This window comes from Microbacterium nymphoidis (genome assembly GCF_021044885.1).
Taxonomy (GTDB): Bacteria; Actinomycetota; Actinomycetes; order Actinomycetales; family Microbacteriaceae; genus Microbacterium; species Microbacterium nymphoidis.
Map to the genome: position 1 here is coordinate 1,464,830 of NZ_JAJNOD010000001.1, position 24,822 is coordinate 1,489,651.

Consider the following 24,822-nt stretch of genomic DNA (forward strand, 5'->3'; position numbering starts at 1 on the left):
GCCTCCGCGGCACCGTTCGATGCGGGAGCCAGAGCCGAGGCGGGTAGGCTCGCACCGGTGCCCTCCCCCTCTCCCGCGCCAGTGAGGTAATTGACATGACGACCGACGTCCTCGCCCCCGTCCGCGCCACCGGAGTGCTCGCCGTGCTCCGCGCCCCGTCGCCCGAGCACGCGATGCGGGCGATCGACGCCCTGATCAGCGGTGGAATCCGCGGCATCGAGGTCACCTACTCCACTCCCGACGCGGCCGCGGTGATCGCGCGCGCCATCGCCACCTATGGCGCCTCGGCATACGTGGGAGCGGGAACCGTGACCACCGAAGCTCAGGCACGTGAGGCCGCAGACGCGGGCGCCGCCTTCCTGGTGAGCCCGGGCACGCGTCCGGAGCTGACGCAGGCGATGAAGGCGACGGGAGCGGTCACCATGACCGGCGCGCTGACTCCCACCGAGGTGATGTCCGCCGTCGAGCTGGGCTCCGACGTCGTGAAGATCTTCCCCGCATCGCTGGGCGGCCCGAGCTTCCTGGGTGCGCTGCGCGGCCCGTTCCCGAACGTCCCGCTGATGCCCACCGGCGGTGTTACCCCGGACAACCTCGCAACCTGGTTCGCCGCTGGTGCGATCGCAGCGGGTGCGGGTGGCGATCTGGTTCCCGGAGCCGCCCTGGCCGCGGAGGACTACGAGGAGATCACGCGGCGGGCGCGCCTCTTCGCCGACGCGCTGCGCGCCGTCCGCGAGGCCTGAACTCCCGCGGCGGACATCGCCCACGTAGCATGTGGGTGATGGACGCGTCCTTCGCAGCGGTCGTGTCCTGAACACGACGAAGGGGGCGTCCATGAGTGACGAGCGTCAGGATCCGCAGCACCAGAACGGATCGGAAAGCGATCCGCCACAGACACCGGAGGCGGCATTCCCGCCGGCGACGGACGCCTCGGGCGAATCCGCGCAGGAACCGGATGAAGCGGCGGATTCGGTCGCGCCGGGGCCGGCGATCCCGGATGCCGACGGGCAGACCTCGGGCGATACCGGAGAGCCGACGGCCGACCCGTCTGACGGACCGCCCCCACCGCAGTCCGCGCCACACGGGCAGCCGCCGGCCTCGCTCTCCGGTCAGCCGGCGCCCACCCACCCGTACGGGCAGCCGCCGGCCCCGCCGTACGGGCAGCCGCCGGTCCCGCCCTCCGGTCAGCCGGCACCCACCCACCCGTACGGTCCGTCGGCACCCACTCAGCCTTACGGCGGCGCAGGTGCCCACGCGAACGACGCACCGGCCCAGACCTACGGGCAGACCTCCCCGACCCAGCCGTACGGCGACGCAGGCGCGGGGGCCTACGGGCACAACGCACCGACGCTGCCGTATGGGCAGTCGGAGCTGCCCCAGCCGTACGGCAACACGGACACGGGCGGCTACGGGCAAGACGCGCCCACGCAGCCCTACAGCCAAACAGCACCCACCCAGCCCAACACCCAAACAGCACCCACACAGCCCTCCGGCAACGCGGGCACGGGAGCCCTTGGACAAGACGCACCAACCCAGCCCTACAGCCAAACAGCACCCACCCAGCCCTACGGCAACGCGGGCACGGGAGCCCATGGGCAAGACGCACCAACCCAGCCCTACAGCCAAACAGCACCCACCCAGCCCTACGGCAACGCGGGCACGGGAGCCCATGGGCAGGACGCGGCGACCCAGCCTTACGGGCAGGCAGCGCCCACCGAGCAGCACGGCCAGGGCACACCGACCCAGCCGTCTGGCCAGACAACACCCACCCAGCCGTACGGGCAAGACACACCGACCCAGCCGTACGGGCAAGGCGCGCCGACCCAGCCCTACGGCCAGATTCCCCCCGCCCAGCCGTACGGCGCCGCGGGCCCGGCCGGATACGGGCACTCTCCCGCGGGTCAGCCGGCATACGGATCTCCGGCCTACGGCCAAGCGCCGACGCCCGCCCCGTACGGCGCCCCGCCCGCCCCGTACGGCGCCCCGCCCGCACCGTACGGCGCCCCACCCACGCCGTATGGCACCCCGCCCTTGGGCGGCGGCACACCGACGCAGCCCGGACACCCCGCCGCCTCACAGATGACCGGCACGGTGGTCCCGTCCGGACGTAAGAAGTGGGTGCTTCCCACGCTGATCGGCGTCGGTGTTCTCGCCCTGCTGGCGATCATCGCGATCGTCGTCGGCATCGCTCTGCAGAGCTCCGGCACGTCCACGGAGCCCACGCCGGCGCCCGCGCCCACCACCAGCTCCGCCGATCCGAAGCCCTCCGCGACGCCGAAGCAGAGCGCGACTCCGAAGGCGTCACCGACGCCCAAGGGAACGGCGACACCGAAGCCCAGCGGCACGGCTAAGCCCACCCCGCAGCCGACGGCATCCGCCGAGCCGACGCCGAAGTCGACCGGCACCGCCGGAGGCGAGGAGGGGCTGCCCGGCACCGGCACCACCGAAGCGAAGCTCCAGGCACTCATCGATCACTACAAGACCGCCCGAGACGACGGCTCGCTGTGGAAGGAGATCCCCGACACCGAGTTCAATCGCACCGCGGTGCAGGCGTTCCTTTTCATCATCACCGATCTGAAGGGCGGCACGGTGTTCGGCGTCGACGAGAAGACCGCCAAGGAATACGAGGCGAAGGCGAAGCAGGCCGAGGAGCATCTCCTGGCGCAGGAGCCCCTCGGCATCGACATCCACATCGACACCGGCAAGCGCGAGTTCGTCTATGACGGCGACACCGGCGAGGGCGGATACGTGGACTGACCGCGAAACCCCCTGAGAGATAGAAATCGCACCTCCGAGACGTCTCGGAGGTGCGATTCTCATCTTTCACGACGACGCTGTGCGCGTCAGGCCGGAATCAGCCCCTCGGCGCGAAGCTCATCCCACAGTGCGGCGGGGATCGGCGCCGTCACGAGGTCGAGGTTCTGGCGGATCTGGTCGGCACGCGCCGTTCCGACGATGACGGACGCGGTGGCCGAGTCCTGGAACGGGAACTGCAGCGCGGCGGCGGGAAGGGGCACCCCATGCCGGTCGCACATCGCGGCGATCCGGGTCACACGCTCCCAGATGTCGTCGGGAACGGCGCCGTATTCGTACCGGCTGTCGCGAGACGGCACGGCCGTGGCCAGCAGACCCGAGTTGAACACGGAGGCGGCGACAACGGCAGTGTCGCGAGCATGGCAGGCGGGAAGCACCTCACTCGCCGCGGGCTGTTCGAGCAGCGTGTACCGTCCGGCGATCATGATCACGTCCAGATCGGCCTCCCGCACCGAGCGGGCAAGAGCATCCGACACCATGGAGCCGATACCCACGGCGCTGACGAGCCCCTCGGCGCGCAGTTCCTGCATCGCCGGATAAGCCTCCGCGATGGCCTGGTCCAGGTGACCCGAGCGCTCCGGGTCGTGCAGGTACAGCACGTCGATGCGGTCCAGCCCCATCCGCTCCAGGGACTCCGCGAGCGAGGCGCGCACGCCATCGCCGTCGTAGGCGAGTTCGCGGCGCACGTCGGTGCGGACATGGAAGGCGTTGTCGAGGTCGAGTCCGCCGTCGTCATCGGGGTTCGGCCGGATCAGCCGCCCGGCCTTGGTGGAGACGATGAACTCGTCTCGGGGCTTGGTCTGCAGGAAAGCCCCGAGACGTCGCTCCGACAGCCCGAGACCGTAGTGCGGCGCGGTGTCGAAGTAGCGCACGCCGCCCTCCCAGGCGGCTTCGAGCACCTCCCAGGCCTCGTCGTCCGACACCTCGCGGAACATGTTGCCGAGGTTGGCGGCTCCGTAGCCGAGCCGCACCGGCAGCTCTGCCAGGCCCGACACGGTGTCACGCATTCGCGTGCGCTCCGCTCCACGTGTACCGCTCGCGAGACTCCGCCTTCATCTCCATGCCCGTGCCCGGTGCCGTCGGAGCCATGTAGTTCCCGCCCTGGATGTCTGTCGGGATGACGAAGTGCTCGTGCAGGTGGTCGACGAACTCGATCAGTCGCCCCTCCTTCGAACCCGAGACAGCCACGAAGTCGAACATCGACAGATGCTGCACCGCCTCGCACAGCCCGACACCACCGGCGTGCGGGCACACCGGAACTCCGAACTTGGCGGCCAGCAGCAGGTTGGCGATGTTCTCGTTCACCCCGCCGACGCGGGCAGCGTCGATCTGCATCACGGAGATCGCCTCGGCCTGCAGCAGCTGCTTGAAGATCATGCGGTTCTGCGCGTGCTCCCCAGTGGCCACCCGGATCGGTGCGACGCCGCGCGCGATCTCCGCGTGGCCGAGGATATCGTCGGGGCTGGTGGGCTCCTCGATCCATGCCGGCTGGAACTCGGCGAGCGCGTTCACCCACTCGATGGCCTCGCTCACCTCCCAGCGCTGGTTGGCGTCGATGGCGATCGGGAAGTCGGGACCGCACACCTCGCGTGCCTTGCGGAAGCGACGGATGTCGTCCTGCAGATCGGCGCCCACCTTCAGCTTGATCTGCGTGAAGCCATCTGCCATCGCCTCGCGCGCCAGGCGCTCCAGCTTCTCGTCGGAGTACCCGAGCCATCCGGGGCTGGTGGTGTAGCCCGGGTAGCCCTCCGCGAGCAGGCGCTCGGTGCGCTCGGCGCGGCCCGCCTCCGCGTCGCGCAGGATCTGCAGTGCGTCCTCGGGCGTGAGGGCGTTGGTGAGGTAGCGGAAGTCGACGAGGGAGACGATCTCCTCCGGACTGAGCTGGGACAGCAGCTGCCACAGCGGCAGACCGGCACGCTTGGCCTTGATGTCCCACAGGGCGTTGATCACGGCTCCGATCGCCATGTGCATGACGCCCTTTTCGGGGCCGAGCCAGCGCAGCTGCGAGTCGCCGTTGATCTCCTTCCAGGTGCCGCCCATGTCATCGAGCAGCGGCTCGATCTCACGACCCACCAGATGACCGGCCAGGGTGTCGATGGCGGCGACCTGGACGTCGTTGCCGCGACCGATGGTGAACACGAACGCGTGCCCCGAGATGTCGTCGTCGGCGTCGGTGACGATCCGCACGTATGCGGCCGAGTAGTCGGGGTCCGGGTTCATCGCGTCGGAGCCGTCGAGGCTGAGCGAGGTGGGGAAGCGGATGTCTGTCGTTTCGAGGGCGACGATACGGCTCACGTGAGATCTCCTTGGATCGGGCTCTCACAGATTAAACATCGGATGTCTATACTGTCAATTGACGCCGCCTGACGCGGCCACACGGAAACGGAGCATCGATGAAGTTCGCACGTCTGGGTCCCGTCGGCGAGGAGATCCCCGTCGTCATCACTGCTGACGCCACGCTGGACCTGCGTGGCGTCACCGCCGACATCGACGGAGCCTTCCTGGAGAACGATCCGATCTCCCGCACGCAGGCGGCGATCGACGCCGGCCGGCTGCCGGTGCTGGCGGGTGCGGACGAGCTGCGCATCGGCGCGGCGATCGCCCGCCCGAGCGCCGTCATCTGCATCGGGCAGAACTACGCTGCGCATGCGCGGGAGTCCGGTGCGGAGCCGCCGACGATTCCGATCATGTTCCTCAAGACGCCGAACACCGTCGTGGGTCCGAATGATGCCGTCACGATCCCCCGCGGGAGCGAGAAGACCGACTGGGAGGTCGAGCTCGGCGTCGTCATCGGCACCCGTGCCGCCTACCTCGACTCACCGGAGGAGGCCGCTGCGCACATCGCCGGGTTCGTGATCTGCGACGACGTCTCCGAGCGGGCGTTCCAGATGGAGGTCTCCGGGGGACAGTGGTCGAAGGGCAAGATCGCCTTCGGCTTCAACCCCACCGGCCCGTGGCTGGTCACGCCGGATGAGATCGATCCGCGCAACGTCGGACTGCGCAGCTTCGTCAACGGGGAGCCGCGTCAGGACTCCAACACCAACGACATGATCTTCGATGTCACCCACATCGTCTGGCACCTGTCGCAGTACGTCACCCTCGAACCCGGTGACCTGATCCTCACTGGCACCCCGCAGGGTGTGGCCTTCGGCGGCAAGTTCCCCTACCTGAAGGCCGGGGACGTCGTGGAGGTCGAGATCGACGGACTGGGGCGTCAGCGCCACGAATTCATCGCATGGGAGAAGAACTGATGGGAAGCATGGACGGACTCGTCGCCGTCGTCACGGGCGGCGCACAGGGAATCGGCGCGGCCATCGGCCGGCGCCTGCATGAGGAGGGCGCCACCATCGCGGTGCTGGATCTCAACCCCGACATCGCCGATGCCGCCTTCTCCGCGTACCGGGCGGACATCTCGGATCGCGCCAGCGTCACCGCGGCCGTCGAACAGGTCGCGGCGGACCACGGCCGCATCGACATCCTCATCAACAACGCCGGCATCGGCGCACAGGGCGACATCGCGGCCAACGACGACGACGAGTGGGCGCGCGTTCTGTCGATCAACGTCACCGGGATCGCGCGGGTGACCAGCGCTGCCCTGCCGTGGCTGCGCCAGTCGCCCTCCGCAGCAATTTGCAACACCTCGTCCATCGCGGCGACGACGGGCCTTCCGCAGCGCGCGCTGTACTCTGCGACCAAGGGCGCCGTTCTCTCCCTCACGCGTGCCATGGCCGCCGATCACCTCCACGAGGGCATCCGCGTCAACGCCGTCAACCCGGGTACCGCCGACACGCCGTGGATCGGCCGGCTCCTGGAGAAGGAGACCGACCCCGAGGCGGAGCGCGCCGCGCTCCAGGCGCGCCAGCCGCACGGTCGCCTGGTGTCCCCGGATGAGGTTGCCGACGCGGTCGCCTACCTCGTGAGCCCGCGGTCGGGTTCGACCACCGGAACGTTCATCGAGGTCGACGGCGGCATGGCGCAACTGCGTCCGCGTCCGCGCTCCTGATGCTCGTGCCGGGTGCGCCCGCCGAGCGGACGAGTTTTTTCCGCAATGCGGGTGAAAGTTCGCCCGCGGGCATCTGAGACGCGCTACGCTGGAAGCGACTTGAGAGATCGAGTCACATTCTTCTGATGATCATTGCCCGAAACTGAACATCAGACCTCAGCGGACTGCCGCATTGTGTCAGTCCAAGCGGCGCCCAGCCACCCCCCTTGGCTGGGCGCCGTTTATCGTCTGTGGCAGGAAGTCGGCGCCATCGCCCATCCCCCAGGCCCGTGACCACCCATCACCGCCGTCTCAGGTCGCGTCGAGTCCGTAGACCCGCTCGGCGTTCGTCCGCAGCACGGCGCCGGCGTCGATGCCGCGAGAAGCGATCCACTCGCGAACGATCCGCTCCCACGCGCCGTATCCTGCCACGGCGTCACCCGGGAAGGAGGCGGGCCAGTCACTGGCGTAGAGGAGGCGCTCCGCACCGAACGCCTCCAGCGCCACATCCAGGAACGGCTCGAACTGAGCGGCGGAGAAGGCGCCGTCGCTCTCGCCCGGCAAGCCCGACACCTTGCACACCAGGTTCGGGCGCTCGGCAAGGTCACGGATCGATCGCGACCAGCCGCCCGCGGACGGGTCGGCCGGCGCCTCCGCCGAACCCACGACCGGCTTGCCGAGGTGGTCCAGCACGATGCTCAGCTGCGGGAGCTCGTCCGCGAGCGCCGCGACATCGCGGAGCTGGGCCTCGCCGCGCACGCAGGCATCGAACACCAGTCCGTGCGCGGCCGCGAGTTCCGCCCCGCGGAGGAAGTCGGGGGTGAGCGCAAAGCCCGGCGCCTCCCCCTGGAGCAGCCGACGCACTCCGACCACGCCGGGTCGCGAGGACAGGGCGGCCAGATGCTCCGCGACCGCGTCGCCCTGTTCCAGCGCGGCGAAGGCGATGAATCCCCGCACTGGCAACGGCAGCGAGGCCACCCAGTCCACCTCGGCGAGCGCCTGGTCGGGGCGCGCATCGGCCTGCATGAAGATGAACGCACGGTCATCGGACATCCCGGCCAGTGCGTGTTCGAGCTCCCGCGGGCCGAACGTTCGGTCCAGGTCACCACTCAGCCAGCCGTAGTCGAGAACGGCGGGGTCCCAGAGGTGGAGATGCGCGTCGAGGATGTGCATGCGTCTATCCTGCCGGACATCCGATGTCTCGCTATCATGACCCCATGGCGGTGACTGACGAGGCGATCCAGAAGATCAAGGCGATGATCGTGCGCGGCGAGCTGGGCCCGGGCGATCGGCTGCCCCCGGAGAAGGAACTCGCTGAACGGCTGGGCCTGTCCCGCAACTCGATGCGGGAGGCGGTCAAGGCGCTGGAGGTCATCCGGGTGCTCGATGTGCGCCGCGGCGATGGAACGTACGTCACCAGCCTGGAACCGCACCTTCTGCTGGAGGCCATCTCGTTCGTCGTCGACATGCACGACGACGAGTCGCTGCTCGAAATCTTCACCGTTCGACGCGTCCTCGAATCACACGCCACCGCGGCGGCCGCACTCAAGGCGAGCGATGAGGACGTCGCCTCTCTCGAAGCGGAGATGGATCAGGCCCTCGGTCTCACCGACATCGCCGAGCTCGTCGCCCACGATCTGCGCTTCCACGGCGCGATCACCCGGATGGGCGGGAACAACTACCTCTCGAGCCTGCTCGACAGCCTCAGCAGCCAGACCGTGCGCGCACGGCTCTGGCGCGGTCTCACCCAGGACGGCGCGGTCGAGCGCACACTCAGCGAGCACCAGGCGATCGCGGAGGCCATCGCCGCACACGACCCCGAACTCGCGTCCTCGCTCGCATCCGTACACGTCTCCGGAATCGAGCGGTGGCTGCGCAAAGCCGCGGCCGCCTCTGCCACAGCGGATGACTCACGGGATGCGGACCAGTCCGCCCCCACCCCCGCCGACTGAGACAGGCGACGGCGGCCTTCGCACGGACAGGCCGGCGGGCTCAGACGAAGCGGATGGCCGCCTGCAGGCGCGTGCGGACGTCGAAGATCTCCGTGCCGCCGAGATCACGCACACCGGTGATCCCCCGACGCAGCACGGTCGTGAGCGCACCGCGGCCCACGACCACCGCCGCGAGCGAGCGGACCCGCCCGAGTTCGGTGATCTGCTCCGGGACATCGGCGTCGGGCAGCACCACGATCACGCCGCCGAAGCGGACCCCGGCAGCCTTGCCCAGCGCACGCGCCGCCGCCACGGTCGCCCCCACTGGTGCCGCGTCCACACCCTCGCCGATCACCTCGCCACGACGGAACTTGACCGGTGCGGCGTAGTCGTCGCTCGCGACCGCGAACAGGCCGCTCGGACCGAGGACGACGTGATCGAGCTTTCCGCCGATGCGCGGCACGGCGACGTCATGCCAGATCGTGTAGCCCATGCCCAGGTCGGAGAGCGAGCGGGCGGTGTTCTCCTCCGCGAGCGCGTCGGCGAGCAGGCGCCGAAGCTCCCGGGGTGCGGAGCGCACCAGCGCCGGGTCGTAGGGATCGGGGAGCGCGACGCCGCGCCCGGCCCACTCGCGAATGCCCACGAGATACCGCTCGCGGTTGTAGCCGCCGGGCTGTCCGTGACTGCGCGGACCCGGCCGGGTGTCGCTGGGGCGGCTGCGCACGGTGGGTTCCGGGGCGAACGTCGGGTGGGAGACGGAGGCACCCCCGCGTCCGCGGTCGTACGCGGCTCGCGCGGCGGGGGTGCCCACCAGTTCCCATGCAGCCTGCACGCGAACGAAGAGCGCGGCGTCGCCGCCCGTGTCGGGGTGCGCCTCCCGCAGCCGGAGTCGATACGCCCGACGAAGTTCTTCGTCGCTCGCATCAGCCGCCACGCGCAGAATCTCATACGCGGACGCGGCCAGCGGCGACCCGCTCACGAAAAGAGCGCCGTCGGTGCGCGGAACGCGAGAGCTTCCTCTCCGAGACCGTCGGGCAAGTCGGCGATGGTCGCCGGCGACCATGCGGGCGACCGGTCCTTGTCCACGAGCTGAGCACGGATGCCTTCGGCCATGTCGGGGCGCGCGGACAGGAACGCTCCCACGTGGAACTCCTGCTCCAGCACGGCCCGCAGATCGTCCGCCTCGCGGGCGGCGCGAATCGAGGAGAGCGTGACCGCCAGCGAACTGGGCGACACTTCCCCCAGCAGATCGGCGGTGGTGGCTGCCTCTCCTCCGATCTCCCGCAGGCGCTGCACGATGTCACCGACCGTGTCCCGTGAGAAGGCATCGTCGATCCATTCGCGAGCGTCTTCCAAACGCGAGCGTCCGGGCGTCTCATCGAACAGCATGAGCAGCTCCATCGGCGTTCCCGGGTCGGCCCGGTGGCGCAGAGCGTCCAGTGCGGAAGGCAGCCGATCCGACGGAACGAGCTGATCGGCGAAACCCGCCCAGATCGCGTCCGCGGCGTTCATCGAGACGCCGGTGAGGCCGAGGTACTCCCCCACGCGGCCCGGGGCGCGTGCAAGCAGCAGGCTGCCGCCGACGTCCGGGGTGAATCCGATGCGCGTCTCCGGCATCGCGAGCTGCGAGCGTTCGGTGACCACGCGTACCGCGGCGTGCCCGGCGAGCCCGATGCCACCACCCATCGTGATCCCATCGGCGAACACCACGACCGGTTTGGGGTACTCGTGGATCAGCAGATCCAGTGCATACTCCTCACGGAAGAAGTGCAGGGCTTCGTCGGGCCGTCCACCGATCAGCGACTCACGAACGGCGCGGACATCGCCGCCCGCGCACAGGCCGCGGTCGCCGGCGGCATCGATCAGCACCGCCGACACGTCCGGATCCGATATCCAGCCGCGCAGGGCCACCAGCATGATCTCAATCATGTCGATGCTCAGGGCGTTGAGGGTGCGCGGCCGGTTCAGCGTCAGCTGTCCCAGGCCCCCCGTCATCTGGACGATCACCGAGGCGTCCGACTGTGGCGTGCTCACCCGGCCTAGGTTACCCTCGCGACAGGGACCATCGGTCACCGCAGCGGGCACAGCGGTGGCAGACGCGCCTCCGGAATCGCCGATGATCCACCGGAGAAACGCTGAATCGGCCACAATGAGATGACCTGATTCGCGACGAAGAGAGGCTGGCACATGCCCGAAGGACACGTGTTGGAGTTCCGGAGCCTCACGAAGCGCTACGGTGCGGTGACCGCCGTCGACGGCCTCACCGCCCGCGTCGAGCCCGGTGTGGTGACCGGCTTCCTCGGTCCGAATGGTGCCGGCAAGACGACGACGTTGCGAATGCTGCTGGGTCTCGTCACCCCCACGTCCGGTTCTGCGCTGATCGACGGCGCACCCTACGGGCGCCTCGCTCACCCGGCACGAACCGTCGGGGCGGTGCTCGAAGCAACGTCCTTCCACCCGGGGCGCACCGCCTCCGATCACCTCAAGGTCTACGCACGTGCCGCGGGCATCGCGCTCTCTCGCGTTCCCGAGGTTCTGGAACTCGTCGGGCTGAGTGGCGCCGCAGGACGCAAGGTGGGCGGCTACTCCCTGGGCATGCGGCAGCGCCTCGCGCTCGCAACGGCGCTGCTGGGCGACCCCGGCGTTCTCGTGCTGGATGAGCCGACGAACGGACTCGATCCCGAGGGCATCACCTGGATCCGCGGCTTCCTTCGCGCGCTCGCTGCCGAAGGTCGCACCGTGCTGGTCTCCTCGCACATGCTCGCGGAGGTCCAGCAGACGGCAGACGCGCTGATCATGATCTCGGGCGGTCGGCTGGTCTTCCACGGAGGGTTCGGCGACCTCCTCACCGACGAGGAGTCGGCCACGGTGGTCGACGGTCCCGACCGAGGCGCGCTGGCCGCCGCACTGCGTGAAGCCGGTCTCACCGCCGAGCTCCTGCGCTCAGGTCTCACCGTCCGCGGCGCGACCACCGCCGAGGTGGGCGCGGCCGCAGCGGACGCCGGCGTGGCGCTCTCACTGCTGCAGCGCAAGGGCCCCTCGCTGGAAGAGGTGTTCTTCGAGCTCACCAACGGCACGCGGGTACACCCTTCCGCTTCGGGCCGCGCGCTGGGCGATGCAGACGCGGGCGCTGCAGCCGGCGGAGGTTCTGCGATCACGTCCGCGGCAACGGTCGCGACCGGTGCCGGACCCGCCGCTGCCGGTGCGGGATCCGTGGCCGCCGGCGCGGTGGCCGGAGGAGCCTTCGCCACGGCCGCAGCGAGTGCGGCAACGGACCGTGACGAGCCGGACACGTCCTCGGCCGGCGCCGCTGAGCAGATGCTCCTGGGCGAACCCGCTGTCACGCAGGACTCCGACGTGAGTGCGGATGCCGCTACGGACGCGCCGAGTGGAGTGGACGGTTCCGTCGGGGAGGGCGGCGATACCGCGGATGCCACGCCGACAAACGGCGAAGAATCGAGCGAGGACCGCCTTCTCCTCCCTGTGGCCCCCGCCGACGCCGAGCCTTCCGAGTCGAACGTTCCGGCAGCCGAGTTCGGCTCGCGCGCCGAGGGCCGCGGAGCTCTCGAAGAGGGGGGCCCGGACGCAGCCGCCGAGTCTGACGCCGACCGTGACGACATTCACGGAGCCGGCACCGACGGTGGCATCTATGACGGCACCGACACCGAAACTGGCGCCGACACCGAAACTGACGCTGACGCTGACGCTGCAGTTCCGCACGCGGAGCGCGCTGACGTTGAGAGCCCCGATGACGCCGACGAGGCTACCCGCGACGACATCCACGGAGCCGACGCTGACGGGAACGGCTTTGCCAGTGCCCACGCTCCCGCGAGCCCGCACGATGACGCGTATGGCTCCGACGGAGCCGCGTTCGCCTCGGAGGCCGATGCGAGCGGCCCCATCACAGGCCCCGATGACGCCGCCGGCAGGTCCTCGGACGATGAAGCTGACCACTCCGCCGACGATGCGGCACCGGATATCGTGAGCTTCGCCGGTGCGTCCGATGCCGGCGAATCCGCTCGTGATCTTTCCGACGAAGAGCCGGGCGACGGCACCACGCCGCCGACCGAGGACACTGGGCTGTCGAGCGACACCGCGCTGTCCGGCGATGCCCCGACGTCCGCCGAGGATGCTGACGGCTGGGGCGCTTCCGAGACAAGCGGTGAGGAAGCGCCTTCACAAGAATCCCCCACGGCGGAAGCGCTCGATTCCGCGCAGCCGGTCCCTGAATCCAACGACAGGCAGGACGTGAGTTCGGACGATCGTGGACCGGCGGGGCTCGGTACCGCATGGTGGATGCCTGCCGAGATTCGCGTTCCCACCGGGACCGCGTCGCTGATGGATGCGCCGGACGAGGACGCCCGGGACGGTTCTGCGGCGAGCACCGAGCCGGTCGCCGAGACGAGCGAGACGCTCGCCGAAGACGGGACGAATCACCAGGCCGACGCAGACGCCGCAGGTCCGCCCGAGGACTCCCCCGGCCTCGAAGACGAGCGAGGCGGCACGAGCGACGGCGGTCACCTCGACGCGGACACGAACACCGAGCCGGAAGCAGCCGCAGTCGGCGGTGCTGAAGAGTTCTCCTCGGGCGCTCACACAGACGTCGCCGCCGACGCTGATGCCGACGCCGATGCAGACGCGGGTGCAGGCGCAGAGCCCGCCGGTGGTCCGGACGCATACACGGGTGCAGAAGCCACCGCGGCGAACGATGGTGGCGCCGACGGCGACGCATATGGCGTCTCGACGGCGTTCGACAACGTCACGGATGCCGGAGTCCCCGAGACCGGCGATGGTGGCACGAAGGACGCATCGCCGGTGGAGACCGCCCCCGGCTCTGGGGACACTGTGCCTCCCACCAGCGTGGAACTTCCCCTGGGAGAGAACGAGGGCTCGGTCTCAAAGGACGCTCCCGCGGGCCAGGCTGACCAAGCTGCACCTCGTGCCTGGTGGATGCCTGCGTCGATGAAGTACCCGTTCGGCGATGATCCTGCTCTCGACTCTGACAGCAGACCAGCTGACCACGCAGTTGCGGGCCCCGCCGACGACGCCACTGGCCGCTCCGACGACCGGGGTGCTGGCACGGCCTCCTCGGTGCCGGACAGTTCGTACCTGCCAGAGTCGGCGAGCGTCACGGGCGACGGCGAGATCGATCTCGCCGCAGAATCTGCCTTCCCGGCAGAAACAGACCACGCGCACGACAGCACCGACAGCACCGACAGCACCGACAGCACCGACAGATCTTCTCGTCTGCCCGCGGCGGACTCGGACGAGGACGGCCTCGGCGACGAGATCACACCGGACTGGGCGATGCCGCTGTCGGCAGCCACCGCCACGACCGCCCCCGCTGAGCCGCAGATCATCCACGAGCCCGAGGGCACAGACGAGCCTCAGAGCACAGATGAGCCCCAGAGCACAGACGAGCCCGGCTCGGTGAGTGCTTCTGCCGCGCCGCAGCGACCCGAGCGTCGCCCGTGGTGGCGTCTCTCACGTCGACGCTCCGCTGAGGCGACCGAGAACGCCGCCGCGTCGTCGGACGCCGCGCCGCCGGTGGTCACAGACGCCATCGGCACGCTCGATGAGCTCTTCAACAACGCCGAGGCGACCGAGGACGCCGCTGTTTCGGAGTCCGGGGCGTTCACGGGAGACGATGCCACGGGACTGCAGGGTGCGGTTCCTGCCGAGCAGGCATCGCCTGCAGAGGCCACGTCCGAGGACGATCCCGCGGGAGACTGGAACCTGCCCACCGAGTTGATCTCCGTGGTCCCGGCAGCGGGAGACGAGTCGACACTCACCACCGATGCTGCCCTGGCGAGCACGCCTCGCATCTCGGAGAACTCGGCGGGCACTGATCAGTCCGCCGGGGCGAGGCCGGAGGCCTCCGCGCAGGGTGAGGCCGATGTGCCGCCCACGGCCGCCCATGATGCCGCCGTGCTGGAGTCTCCTCTCCCCGACACGTCCGCGGAGCGCAGCGAACCGGAAGCTTCCCTCACCGACGCCAGCCCCGAACCCGATGCGGGCACCAGCACAACGAGCGCGTTCGCAGACGCGGATGACAGCGGGCAGACAAGCGTCACGACTCAGTCCGACCCGGCGCTATCCGGCGAGACACCCTCGTTCCACGAATCCGACTCCAACGCGACGCCGACCGACGCGACACCGACCGACGGGCCGACCGACGGGAACGCAACGCCGACCGACGGCAACGCGACGCCGACCGACGGGAACGCGACGCCGACCAACGGGAACGCGACGCCCAACGACCATGAGGCGGCCGACGGCTACGCAACCTTTGCGGACAACACAGCACCCGGTGGTACGGCTCCGTCCGATGACGTCACCACGCCGAGCGAGCACGCGCCCTCGTCCGACACCTGGTCACCGAACGCCGAGGCACCGGCACCGGCGAGCGAGAGCGACATCCCTGAGCACGACGGGTCCGCCTTCGACATTCCTGTCTTCGAGGCCACGGATGCACCGGAGCCCGCTCCGGCCCCCGCCACCCCGCCGCTGTTCCGCGCCCCTGCCACGGCCACCACTTCTTTCACGGCGACGCCGTCAGCGGAAGACCCCGCCCCGGAACAGCCGGATGACTCCGCGTGGGCTCCAAGGCAGGACAGCGGACCCGGCGAAGGGTGGACCCCGCCGCAGCCGCCGCGCACCAATGCTGACGCCAGCACCGCCTCTGACAACACCGTGTTCGAGGTGGCGCCCACCGGTGAGATCGGCGTCATCCGGGCCGAGGACATCGCCGCCGAGACCCGGTACGAGGTGGCGGCGACGGGCGAGATCGGCATTATCCGCACCGGTACGATTCCGGTGGTCACGGCGGAATCCATCCACTCGACCGACACCAGCTCCGCTCACACGTCGGACCACGATGGTACTGAGCACGCCGGCGATGGAGTGGAGCCCGCGGATGCGGCGGTCGCCGACACGCACCACACCGGAGAAGTCCGCTCGGACGACAACCTCTCGTCCGAGCCGAGCCACGACGGCCCTCTCGACGACGCTCCCCGCGCCGAAACCGCCGAGAATCCATCCGGCGAGAACCCATTCGGCGAGAACACGGACAACGCGAACACGGACGACGCGAACACGTCCAGCGAGAGCACCTCCGACGAGAACCCACACGACGCGAACACGCACGACGAGAACGCATACGACGCGAACACGCAGGACGAGAACACCTCCGACACGAACACGCACGACGAGAACACCTCCGACGAGAACACCTCCGACGAGAACACCTCCGACGAGAACACCTCCGACGAGAACACCTCCGACGCGAACACGTACGACGACAGCGCCGCGACGTCCGCCGAACACGGCACGCCCTCCCCCGGCACAACGTCCGGTGACCCCGATGCGTCCACCGGCGAGGACGCTCCCGACGTCCCCGACGTCCCCGCGCCCACCGTGCTCACGTACGAGGCGAATCCCGTCACCGGCGAGCTGTCGTTCGATGACCTGCTCCTCGGCTCCCGCACCAGCGCAGACCCCGACGGCGACGAGCTGATGCGCGACGGATCCGTCGATCCCACGCACGACACCGGAACCGCCCCGTACGCGGCCGATGCCGTCACGTCGGCGCTGCACGGCGATGTTCCGGCGGAGGATCTATCGACCCGCGTGATCGAGATCCCGCTCGCGCAGTTCACCGAAGACACGGACGACGACTCGCTCGAGGAAGAGGACCCGGTTCCGCGCGACGCGTGGGAGCGGCGGGATGACCGCACCGAGTCCGATGACGCCGCCGACGCGTTCTTCCGCCGTTTCGGCGACGAGCACGCCGCCGAAACAGACCACACGGACGCCAACGACCACGGAGGTGAGGGCCGATGAGCCTCGGCAACGCGACCCGTTCCGAGTTCACCAAGCAGTTCACCACGGTGGGCTGGTGGGTGATCGGCGTCATCCTGGTGGCCTACTTGCTCATGTTCGCCGTGGGCATGGGTGCGGCGGTCGGCGCGAGCGCGTCGGGGAGCATTCCTGGCGGACAGCCGATTCCGCTGCCCGCAGACCAGGTCGCGCCCTGGATCTACTCGCTGGCCGCGAGCAGCGGCTACGTGCTGCCCCTGCTCTTCGGCACGCTTATGGTCACCAGCGAGTTCCGTCACAAGCTCATCGTGCCGACGCTGCTGGCCAATCCGCGTCGCGGCGTCGTGCTCAGCTCGAAGCTGATCGTCGGCGTGATCATGGGGGCGATCTACGGCGTGGTCGCCATCGCCTCCACCATCGGCGGTGGCGCCGGAATGCTCGCCGTGTTCGGCCAGGAGACCGCCCTCGGCAGCACCGGCACCTGGGCCATGGCAGGACGCGTTGTGCTGGCCCTGATCCTCTGGACGCTGGTCGGCATCGGCGTCGGCAGCGTCATCCGCAACCAGGTGGCAGCCATCGTGGTGGTGCTGGCGTTCACGCAGTTCGTGGAGCCGGTGATCCGGATGGCCGGCATGTTCGTCGACCAGCTGCGCGAGCCGCTGCAGTATCTGCCCGGCGCAGCATCGGACGCCCTCGTCGGTCAGAGCCTGCTGGCGATCGCGGGCACCGGCGACGCAGCGTCGGACACCCCCGCATGGTGGGTGGGTGCGCTGGTTCTGGCCGGCTACGCCGTCCTGCTGACCGTGATCGGCACCTTCACCACGTGGCGACGCGACATCGACTGACCCGCTGACGCATCACAGCACGCAGCCCGCCGATTTCCAGAACACCGCCCCGCTGAGCAACACCGACAGGCGCAATCCGCTGACGGATCAAGGGAAACCTGCGCCCGCCCGTGACGGATCGGAGGCATGGAGTGAAACGAGATGCACCGTTCGCCATAACATCGCCCCATGACTGCGCTGTCGCGCCGCATTCGAGCAGGCTACGCCCTCGGCGGCATCTCCTCGGGAACCTATGGGACCGTCCCGGGTCTCATCCTGATGCCCTATCTGACCGATCTGCTCGGCGTGGAGGCAGCGATCGCAGGGATGATCGTGTTCGCGCCGAAGGCGTGGGACTTCTTCCTGAACCCCGTTGCGGGGCGGCTCAGCGACCGTTCCCGTAACCCGCGTGGACGACGTCGTCCCTTCATCCTCCGCGCCGGGATCCTGCTCTCCCTCGCCTTCACCGCGATGTTCTTCGGTCCGACGGCGCCGCCCGTGGCGGCCGCGCTCTGGGTGCTGATCGCCTTCCTCGCCTCAGCGACCGTTTACGCGTTCTTCCAGGTGCCCTATCTCGCGATGTCCGCGGAGATCACCGACGACTACGACGAGCGCACGCGGATGATCACCTGGCGGGTGATCGTGTTCACGCTGGCGATCCTGGTGGCGGGGGCCGCGGCGCCCGCTCTCGTCGAGACTTTCGGGGGAATCGCCGGCTACCGCGTGATGGCCGTGGCGATGGCGGCGCTCATCCTCATCGGGACGATCGGGGTGTGGTGGGGCACGCGTTCGGTGCCGCTCACGCGCACCGAGCAGGCCGGCGGCCGGTTGTTCGACCAACTGACCATCGTGCTGCGTCAGGCCGACGCGCGCGTACTCATCGCCGCGTTCGTGCTGCAGGCCGTCGGCATCGGCATGGTGCTGGGCGGCGTGGTGTACGTGGCGCGGCATGTGCTCCACGATCCCTCAGCGGCCACGATCGCGTTCGTCTGCTTCGTCGGCCCCGCCGTCGTGCTGACGCCCGCATGGTCCCGGCTCTCCGCTCGCATCGGCAAGCGGAGCGGGTATGCCGTGGCGACCGTCGTGATGACGGTGGGGCTACTGGCCCTGCTCACCGCGCGCACCGGTCATGCGCTGCCGATGTTCATCGCCGCCGCGGTGGTGGGCGTCGGATACGCGGGCGCGCAGCTGTTCCCGCTCGCGATGCTTCCCGACCTCGCCGCCGATGACGCGCAGCGCAACGGCGTCAACCGCATCGGGATGATTGCCGGCGTGTGGTCCGGCTTCGAGCTGCTGGGGCTGGCCCTGGGACCAGCGCTACTCGGACTGGTGCTGTCGATCGGCGGATACGCGGCCTCGACGGGTGACGCCGCCCCGCAGAGCGCGAGCGCGCAGTGGGCGATCGTGGTGGGCGTCTCCGTGATCCCGGCCGCCCTGTGCGCCCTCAGCCTCATCCCGCTGCTGCGCTACCGCCTCGACGATCGTCTGCGGTCGGCCTGATCACGCGTTCATCGTGCGCAAAACGCTCTCAACCGGGCCGGATTCGGACGATGTGCGCGCGATGAAACCGATCACCACGACGGAGCGACCCGGGCGACCGATCGCCCCTCGGCGTCCAGCACGTGTCCGTTGCGCTTCATGCCACGAAGCACCGCCCAGCGGTCGCTGATCTCCACATCGCCGCCCCAGGCCCGCTCCACGGCGGGAAGGGACGTGAGAGATCGAGACCGCAGGCACACGAACAGCGGGGCCGCGCCCACGAGGATGCCCGCCCGATGCACCTCCGGCAGGCGAGCGGCACGGACGGCGGCCCCCTCCGGATCTTCGCTGCGCCCCCACAGCACCACGCCCCGCCGGAAGCCGGCCGCGGGCATCGCGAGGTCGCACCCGAATCGCAGGAGCCCTGCCGCCGTGGCCCGTTCCAGGTGGCGTCGCGCCGTCGCCTCGGACACGCCGAGCCGCAGGGCGAGCGTCGCTGCGGGCATGCGCGGATCCTCGTCCAGAGCGGCCGCGATCTCCGCGAGCGTGGTGGCTGCTATCGGCCGGGAACCCACCGCTTCGCTCGGCGCGCCGGCGCGCAGCGAACGCTGCTGCGCGTTCGAGAGCACCGCCAGGCGCCAGGTGGAGTCCTCCGCCACGATCGATGCGGCCACATCCATCCGCAGCACCCGAGCCCCGTCGTCGGCGAGCTCCCGCGCGCGATCCCCCAGCCGGGCAAGGCCCGCCGAAGTGGCCAGCAACGCGAGGAAGCCGGCGGATGTCTCGTCCACGCTCAGCACCCAGGGTCGGCGCACCACCGCCGCGAGAGCATCCGCCGGGGTACGCGAATCCAGCAGGGCCACCCCCAGGTCGGTGGTGGCCGACCATCGCTGGGGGGTGGGCCAGGCCGTCAGCCAGGCCAGTCCGTCGGCGCGCAGGGCGCTCCAGTGCCGGACCACCGTCGCCGCGTCGACGCCGATGACGGCAGCGATGCGGGCCCAGGGCGCCCGGGCGTCGATCTGCAGTGCGTGCAGCACCGCCAGATCGATCTCATCCAGGGAGCGGGCGACGGTGGCGTCGTCGACATCTTCCATGTGACGAATCCTAGACTCCGTGACGCTCCAGTCTGACGGAACCGGCGCATCCGTCCGACCTACGCATATGGATTCCTAACCTGGAGTGATGACACTGACCGCTCCCGCGATGATGGCGACCATCGAGGATCTGATCGCGCTCTCCCCGCGGGCCACCGGGAGTCCGGGTGGGGCTGCCGCGGCCGGCTATGTGCAGCGCCGCTTCGCGCAGGCCGGGCTCGACACCCAGATCATGGAGGTGGCATCGTACGCATGGCGTGCTCGCGAGCACGGGCTGACGGTGGGCGACACCCGGATCGACTGCTCACCCATCCTGCACTCGGGCCTGGCGGGCCACACCTGGACGGGCGTTGCCGAACACCGTGTGGATGCACCTGTCGTGGATATCGGCGCAGGCCGCGTGCGCAGCCACGACGTCCGCGGAGCGATCGTGCTGTTCGATCTCACCTTCGACATGACGCTCGCGCACACCCTGCCTCTGACGCTGTTCATCCACGATCCGGGGCGCCGCGTCCTGCGGCGAGACGTACTGCGCAGCCGGAACCCGTACGTCACGTCGCTCGCGCGCACCATGCGCGAGGCGGCAGCCGCGGGCGCGATCGGGGTGATCGGCGTCCTCCGCGACTATCCCGATTCCCTCGGCTACCACAACGAGTACTATCGCCGGACGCTGTTTCCCCTGCCGGGTGTCTGGGTCACACGGGCCGGAGGCGAGCGGCTGCGCTCAGCCCTCGCGAAGCGCGCGAGCGCCGCTCTGACCCTCGACATCACGCGTGAGGAGGTGATCTCACGCACCGTGATCGGGGTGCTCGCCGGTGCCAGTGACGACGCCATCATGATCCAGTCGCACCACGACTCCGTCGGCGCGGGCGCGGTGGAGGATGCTTCGGGCACGGCGGAGGTGATCGCGCTGGCGGAGCACTACGGCCGGGCGGCGGCGGGCGGCGCGCGGCGCGACAAGACCCTGCTGTTCGTCACGTTCGACACGCACTTCACGGGATATCAGGCACACCAGGAGTTCGCCCGTCGCTACGTGCTGTCGCGCAACTCGCCCTGGAACATCGTGCTGAACACCACGATCGAGCACATCGGCCTGCGAGCCGTGGAGGGCGCAGACGGCGGATTCCGCTCCACCGGTGAGACCGAACCCCGGGGCATCTTCCTCAACGTGAATCCTGCGTTCACCGCCCGCATCGCCCGCGCGGTGCGCCGCAACGCGCTGCATTCGACCACCCTGATGGGCGCCGCCCCGCTGGAGTTCTTTGCCGGAGGGATCCCGACCGACGCCTCGTTCACGCTGGTGTCCGGCGTGCCCACGGTGAGCCTCATCTCCGGTCCGCTGTATCTGTACGACGACGTCGACACGATCGATCGCATCGACGTCGACCAGCTCGCCCCGGTCGCACGGTTCTTCACCGACGTGATCGATGACGCCGAACGACGACGCGGCTCCCTGCTGGGCACGATGCCGGCGGCCCTGCGCCGGCTGCTTCCACGGGGGCGCTGGTGACCGGTCTCGTCCACGGCACCACCCGCGCGGTCGCCTTCGATGCGGATGGCACCGTCGAGACGGGGCTCGTCCACGTGCCGCACGCCCCCGCCCCGAGCACCGGCTTTCCCGTGGTGGTGTTCGGGCACATGACCACCGGGGCATCTCGTCGCTCGGCGCCCAGCACCGGTTCGCCCGAGCATCCCGAGTGGCGGCGGATGTCCCAGGGCGACGCGCTCTGCGACGCCCTCCTCGCCCGCGGAATCGCGGTCCTGCGTCCCGACTACCCCGGTATCGGCAGCGCGGGAGAGCACCCCTACCTGATCGGACGGCCGCTGGGCGCGTCCCTGTGCGCCATGGTGCGTGCCCGCAGCACCATCGATGACCGGCTCGGGGATGACTGGCTCGCCGCAGGGCACTCGGAGGGCGCCGTCGCCGCGCTCTTCGCATCGGTGGCCCCGGAGCCCGACTCCCGCTCTCGACTGCGCGGCACGGCCGCATTCACGCCCGTCACCCGCATGGACCTCAGCATCCGCCTCGCCCGAGCGCTCCCCGCCGCTGTGCCGGGCTCTGGCGTGGTCTCCGCACTCATCGCTCTCATGCTGCGCGGGGCGAGCACCGAGGACGAGCGTCTGCGGGAGCTGATCGCCACCGACGGACTCAGCGACCGGGCGCGTGCACGCTGGGGCGACCTGGATCGGCTCTGCCTCACGGAGCTGTCCGCCCCCGGCTCCTGGGGAGACATCGCACCTGCGCGGATCGGCGGACGATCCGGCGACGAGCTCTTCCGGCTCCTGTACCGCTCCTTCCGAGCCAACGACGTGGCCGCCCTGCGCGGATTCCGCTCGCCGGTACGGATCGATGCGGCGCGGTTCGACGAGGTCGCTCCCGCGATCTCCACGGCGGCGCTCATGCAGACGTATCGACGTTCGGGAGCGGAGCTCACCGGGCGCTGGTGGCCCTCCCACCACTCCGGCACGATGCGCGCCCGTTACGCCCCGTCCGAGGCCGCGGACTGGATCGCGGCGCAGCTCGACGTCACGCCGTAGCGGGGCGGGCGGCACCCTTCGGGCTGCGCTTGCGCGGCGCCTTCGGCTCGGCGTGCGCCACCATCTCCGATACCTCTTCCGGCTGCTCGGACGCGTCCAGTCTCAGTGCGTTCACCAGAGCGAGCCCGTGACGGGTGGTCAGCAGTAACCGCTGGTAGGGCGCATCCTCCGTGAGCTCGATGACGACGCCCTCGCGGTGACCGCGCACGACGACGAAGTCGGTGCCGGCGATGGAGTTCCATGTGCCCGCAGCGATCACACCGGGAATCTGCGTACCCGGCTTGCGGACGCCGCGCAGCCACGTCCACGGGTCATCGGTCAGCTGCACCCGCGTGATGTCCGAGCGGGAGACACGGATCGTGCTGCTGGGTGCGAAGGCGGCGGCACGCTCGGTGACGGACAACGAGATCTCGAGATTCGCAGAGTCCAGCAGCAGCGTCACCATGCCCTCAGTCTGCCAGCGTCCACCGACAGGCGGCAGGGAGAATCGCTACGAAGCCCTAACGATCGGGGACGCCCCGCTGTCGGTCGCGGGTGGAAGGATGGCGGGAGAGGAAGGGAGTCGTGATGAGCGTTCCGCTGCGGCTGGGCTATAAGGCGTCTTCGGAGCAGTTCGGTCCGCGCGAGCTGGTCGATTTCGGTCGTATCGCCGAGCAGGTGGGTTTCGACTCCGTGTTCGTGAGCGATCACCTCCAGCCCTGGCGGCACCGAGGCGGTCACGCACCGGCCGCGATCCCGCTCCTGGGAGCCCTCGGCGAGCGCACCGAGCGCGTCCTGCTCGGAACCTCTGTGCTCACCCCGACGCTGAGGTATCACCCCGGGGTCATCGCTCAGGCGTTCGGTACACTCGGCGTGATGAACCCGGGCCGCATCATCCTGGGCGTGGGCACCGGGGAGGCACTGAACGAGGTGACGCTGGGACAGCCCTGGCCCGATTCGCCCGAGCGCTTCCAGCGCCTGAAAGAGGCCATCACGCTGATCCGCCGGCTGTGGAGCGAAGAGCGTGTCACGTTCGACGGCACCTACTACACCACCCACGACGCCACGATCTACGACCGCCCGGACCAGCGCGTGCCCATATACATCGGCGCCGCGGGACCGGCGGCCACACGCCTGGCCGGCCGGATCGCGGACGGGTTCATCACGACGAGCGGCAAGGACGACACGCTCTACACGGATACTCTCCTCCCCGCGCTCGACGAGGGGCTCGGCAAGCAGGGGCGCACGAGGGACGACATCGACACGCTGATCGAGGTCAAGGTCTCCCTGGCGCCGACCATCGCGCAAGCCCAGGAGAAAACGCGGTTCTGGGCGAACCTGGCGCTGTCTCCCGAAGAGAAGACGAGCGTTCACGATCCGGTGGAGATGGAACGGCTCGCCGATGCGCTGCCCATCGAGCGCGCCGCCTCGAGGTTCATCGTGTCCGACGATGTCGACCAGCACGTCGCCGCCATCGAGCACTACCGCGACCTCGGATTCCGCCACCTGGTCTTCCATGACCCCGGCGAGGACCAGGAGGCCTTCCTGCGTCTCTACGGCGAAGAAGTGCTGCCCCGCCTCCGCGCACGCGAGGCCGCTGCGCGCCGGTGAGCGCTGCGGCACCCGCGGGGTGGACGGTGGTCGTCCCCGTCAAACACACCTCGCACGGCGAATCACGCCTGCGGGCGGATGCGCAGCTCGCGCGGGCGATCGCGCTCGACACCCTGGAGCGCATCGCCGCCGCCCGGCGGGTGGAGCGGATCGTGCTGGTGACATCCGACGCCGCGCTCGCGGATGCGGCTCGGGAGCAGATCACGAGCGCAGCGGTGGACGTCGTCGCCGAAGAGACCGCAGCGCCGGAATCGGTGAGAACCGCTCGCGCGGACCGGGCGGATGCGGTCGAGCATGCGCTCAACGACGCCGTCCGTGCCGGACTGAACAGCGTCGGTGGCGGGTTCGTCGCGGTGATCCACGCCGACCTTCCCGCTCTGCATCCGGATGATCTGGACGCTGCCCTGCTCCTCGCCGCCGACATACCGTACGGCGCGGTGTCTGACAGCGAGGGAGTGGGCACCGTCATGCTCACCGCGCAGCATCCGCATGCTCTGCAGCCCTCGTTCGGCCATGACTCCTTCGCCCGGCACCTGGCTGCGGGTGCAACACCGCTGGCGGCCGCCCCGTCGCTGCGCCGCGATGTGGACACCCCGGTGCAGCTGAACGCCGCTCGCGACGCACCAGAGCTCACCCTGGGCCCGCGCACTCGCGCCCTGACCGGCTGAAGAACGGGCCCGGCGACACGGGGCTGAGCTGCCCGCGGGGCGGGGAGGAGGCGCCACCAGGTGCGCCGGTCCCCGATCGGCACCGTC

At 69.8% G+C, this 24,822-nt stretch carries 19 protein-coding genes; 12 read left to right on the forward strand and 7 right to left on the reverse strand.

Annotation, left to right across the window (positions count from 1 at the left end; all coding sequences use genetic code 11):
- Window positions 1–95: 95 nt before the first annotated feature.
- Complete coding sequence (locus LQ566_RS06805; protein ID WP_231090854.1) at window positions 96–740, forward strand: bifunctional 4-hydroxy-2-oxoglutarate aldolase/2-dehydro-3-deoxy-phosphogluconate aldolase; 645 nt, start codon at window positions 96–98, stop codon at window positions 738–740.
- A gap of 91 nt (window positions 741–831) precedes the next feature.
- A complete protein-coding gene (locus LQ566_RS06810) occupies window positions 832–2,754 on the forward strand; it encodes a hypothetical protein (protein ID WP_231090855.1) in 1,923 nt (640 codons plus the stop codon).
- Window positions 2,755–2,840: 86 nt separating this feature from the next.
- Here the strand turns inward: LQ566_RS06810 and LQ566_RS06815 are convergent, their stop codons facing one another.
- Together LQ566_RS06815 and LQ566_RS06820 are read right to left on the reverse strand one after the other, a co-directional pair.
- Window positions 2,841–3,818: an aldo/keto reductase gene (locus LQ566_RS06815; RefSeq protein WP_231090856.1), complete on the reverse strand. Its 978-nt coding sequence runs from the start codon at window positions 3,816–3,818 to the stop codon at window positions 2,841–2,843.
- Window positions 3,811–5,106, reverse strand: coding sequence for an L-fuconate dehydratase (locus tag LQ566_RS06820; RefSeq protein ID WP_231090857.1), 1,296 nt, complete (start codon window positions 5,104–5,106; stop codon window positions 3,811–3,813). The genes LQ566_RS06815 and LQ566_RS06820 overlap by 8 nt, the downstream gene beginning before the upstream one ends.
- 98 nt (window positions 5,107–5,204) lie before the next feature.
- Between LQ566_RS06820 and LQ566_RS06825 the strand changes: the two genes are divergently transcribed.
- Together LQ566_RS06825 and LQ566_RS06830 are read left to right on the forward strand one after the other, a co-directional pair.
- A complete protein-coding gene (locus LQ566_RS06825; protein ID WP_231090858.1) occupies window positions 5,205–6,062 on the forward strand; it encodes a fumarylacetoacetate hydrolase family protein in 858 nt (285 codons plus the stop codon).
- On the forward strand, window positions 6,062–6,814 hold the full coding sequence (locus tag LQ566_RS06830) for an SDR family NAD(P)-dependent oxidoreductase (RefSeq protein WP_231090859.1): 753 nt from the start codon (window positions 6,062–6,064) through the stop codon (window positions 6,812–6,814). Before LQ566_RS06825 ends, LQ566_RS06830 begins: the two co-directional genes overlap by 1 nt.
- A gap of 291 nt (window positions 6,815–7,105) precedes the next feature.
- Here the strand turns inward: LQ566_RS06830 and LQ566_RS06835 are convergent, their stop codons facing one another.
- The gene (locus LQ566_RS06835) at window positions 7,106–7,966 is read right to left on the reverse strand and encodes an amidohydrolase family protein (RefSeq protein WP_231090860.1); all 861 of its coding nucleotides are present in this window, start codon (window positions 7,964–7,966) and stop codon (window positions 7,106–7,108) included.
- Between the two features lie 44 nt (window positions 7,967–8,010).
- Between LQ566_RS06835 and LQ566_RS06840 the strand changes: the two genes are divergently transcribed.
- A complete protein-coding gene (locus LQ566_RS06840; RefSeq protein WP_231090861.1) occupies window positions 8,011–8,745 on the forward strand; it encodes a FadR/GntR family transcriptional regulator in 735 nt (244 codons plus the stop codon).
- 40 nt (window positions 8,746–8,785) lie between these two features.
- Here LQ566_RS06840 and LQ566_RS06845 read toward each other — a convergent pair whose 3' ends face one another.
- Window positions 8,786–9,703 (reverse strand): DnaJ domain-containing protein, encoded by a 918-nt coding sequence (locus LQ566_RS06845; RefSeq protein WP_231090862.1) that lies wholly within the window; start codon window positions 9,701–9,703, stop codon window positions 8,786–8,788.
- The gene (locus LQ566_RS06850) at window positions 9,700–10,758 is read right to left on the reverse strand and encodes an enoyl-CoA hydratase/isomerase family protein (RefSeq protein ID WP_231090863.1); all 1,059 of its coding nucleotides are present in this window, start codon (window positions 10,756–10,758) and stop codon (window positions 9,700–9,702) included. Before LQ566_RS06850 ends, LQ566_RS06845 begins: the two co-directional genes overlap by 4 nt.
- Window positions 10,759–10,911: 153 nt before the next feature.
- Here LQ566_RS06850 and LQ566_RS06855 point away from each other — a divergent pair, with 153 nt between their 5' ends.
- From LQ566_RS06855 to LQ566_RS06865, 3 genes are all read left to right on the forward strand, one after another.
- On the forward strand, window positions 10,912–16,566 hold the full coding sequence (locus LQ566_RS06855) for an ATP-binding cassette domain-containing protein (protein WP_231090864.1): 5,655 nt from the start codon (window positions 10,912–10,914) through the stop codon (window positions 16,564–16,566).
- Window positions 16,563–17,387 (forward strand): ABC transporter permease, encoded by an 825-nt coding sequence (locus LQ566_RS06860; RefSeq protein WP_231090865.1) that lies wholly within the window; start codon window positions 16,563–16,565, stop codon window positions 17,385–17,387. The genes LQ566_RS06855 and LQ566_RS06860 overlap by 4 nt, the downstream gene beginning before the upstream one ends.
- Window positions 17,388–17,555: 168 nt before the next feature.
- On the forward strand, window positions 17,556–18,866 hold the full coding sequence (locus LQ566_RS06865; protein WP_231090866.1) for an MFS transporter: 1,311 nt from the start codon (window positions 17,556–17,558) through the stop codon (window positions 18,864–18,866).
- 71 nt (window positions 18,867–18,937) lie between these two features.
- Here the strand turns inward: LQ566_RS06865 and LQ566_RS06870 are convergent, their stop codons facing one another.
- Window positions 18,938–19,939 (reverse strand): AsnC family transcriptional regulator, encoded by a 1,002-nt coding sequence (locus LQ566_RS06870; protein WP_231090867.1) that lies wholly within the window; start codon window positions 19,937–19,939, stop codon window positions 18,938–18,940.
- 88 nt (window positions 19,940–20,027) lie between these two features.
- On the opposite strand from LQ566_RS06870, the gene LQ566_RS06875 reads away from it, so the two are divergent.
- Window positions 20,028–21,449 carry a M28 family peptidase gene (locus LQ566_RS06875; protein WP_231090868.1) on the forward strand — a complete coding sequence of 474 codons (1,422 nt, stop codon included), beginning with the start codon at window positions 20,028–20,030 and terminating at the stop codon, window positions 21,447–21,449.
- Window positions 21,446–22,477, forward strand: a complete 1,032-nt coding sequence (locus LQ566_RS06880) for an alpha/beta hydrolase (RefSeq protein WP_231090869.1) — start codon at window positions 21,446–21,448, stop codon at window positions 22,475–22,477. Before LQ566_RS06875 ends, LQ566_RS06880 begins: the two co-directional genes overlap by 4 nt.
- Here the strand turns inward: LQ566_RS06880 and LQ566_RS06885 are convergent.
- Window positions 22,467–22,922 carry a hypothetical protein gene (locus LQ566_RS06885; protein WP_231090870.1) on the reverse strand — a complete coding sequence of 152 codons (456 nt, stop codon included), beginning with the start codon at window positions 22,920–22,922 and terminating at the stop codon, window positions 22,467–22,469. The two genes, LQ566_RS06880 and LQ566_RS06885, sit on opposite strands and share 11 nt — an antisense overlap.
- A 122-nt stretch (window positions 22,923–23,044) precedes the next feature.
- Here LQ566_RS06885 and fgd point away from each other — a divergent pair, with 122 nt between their 5' ends.
- Window positions 23,045–24,067, forward strand: coding sequence for a glucose-6-phosphate dehydrogenase (coenzyme-F420) (fgd, locus tag LQ566_RS06890; RefSeq protein ID WP_231090871.1), 1,023 nt, complete (start codon window positions 23,045–23,047; stop codon window positions 24,065–24,067).
- Window positions 24,064–24,735, forward strand: coding sequence for a glycosyltransferase family protein (locus LQ566_RS06895; RefSeq protein ID WP_231090872.1), 672 nt, complete (start codon window positions 24,064–24,066; stop codon window positions 24,733–24,735). Before fgd ends, LQ566_RS06895 begins: the two co-directional genes overlap by 4 nt.
- Window positions 24,736–24,822 lie beyond the last annotated feature (87 nt).

What these genes read in the sequence shown, in the direction of transcription:
- LQ566_RS06805 (WP_231090854.1), top strand. Translation starts at nt 96, where the DNA reads ATGACGACCGACGTCCTCGCCCCCGTCCGCGCCACCGGAGTGCTCGCC.
- LQ566_RS06865 (WP_231090866.1), top strand. Translation starts at nt 17,556, where the DNA reads ATGACTGCGCTGTCGCGCCGCATTCGAGCAGGCTACGCCCTCGGCGGC.
- LQ566_RS06815 (WP_231090856.1), bottom strand. Translation starts at nt 3,818, where the DNA reads ATGCGTGACACCGTGTCGGGCCTGGCAGAGCTGCCGGTGCGGCTCGGC.
- LQ566_RS06810 (WP_231090855.1), top strand. Translation starts at nt 832, where the DNA reads ATGAGTGACGAGCGTCAGGATCCGCAGCACCAGAACGGATCGGAAAGC.
- LQ566_RS06840 (WP_231090861.1), top strand. Translation starts at nt 8,011, where the DNA reads ATGGCGGTGACTGACGAGGCGATCCAGAAGATCAAGGCGATGATCGTG.
- LQ566_RS06830 (WP_231090859.1), top strand. Translation starts at nt 6,062, where the DNA reads ATGGGAAGCATGGACGGACTCGTCGCCGTCGTCACGGGCGGCGCACAG.
- LQ566_RS06870 (WP_231090867.1), bottom strand. Translation starts at nt 19,939, where the DNA reads ATGGAAGATGTCGACGACGCCACCGTCGCCCGCTCCCTGGATGAGATC.
- LQ566_RS06825 (WP_231090858.1), top strand. Translation starts at nt 5,205, where the DNA reads ATGAAGTTCGCACGTCTGGGTCCCGTCGGCGAGGAGATCCCCGTCGTC.
- LQ566_RS06835 (WP_231090860.1), bottom strand. Translation starts at nt 7,966, where the DNA reads ATGCACATCCTCGACGCGCATCTCCACCTCTGGGACCCCGCCGTTCTC.
- LQ566_RS06885 (WP_231090870.1), bottom strand. Translation starts at nt 22,922, where the DNA reads ATGGTGACGCTGCTGCTGGACTCTGCGAATCTCGAGATCTCGTTGTCC.
- LQ566_RS06875 (WP_231090868.1), top strand. Translation starts at nt 20,028, where the DNA reads ATGACACTGACCGCTCCCGCGATGATGGCGACCATCGAGGATCTGATC.
- LQ566_RS06860 (WP_231090865.1), top strand. Translation starts at nt 16,563, where the DNA reads ATGAGCCTCGGCAACGCGACCCGTTCCGAGTTCACCAAGCAGTTCACC.
- fgd (WP_231090871.1), top strand. Translation starts at nt 23,045, where the DNA reads ATGAGCGTTCCGCTGCGGCTGGGCTATAAGGCGTCTTCGGAGCAGTTC.
- LQ566_RS06855 (WP_231090864.1), top strand. Translation starts at nt 10,912, where the DNA reads ATGCCCGAAGGACACGTGTTGGAGTTCCGGAGCCTCACGAAGCGCTAC.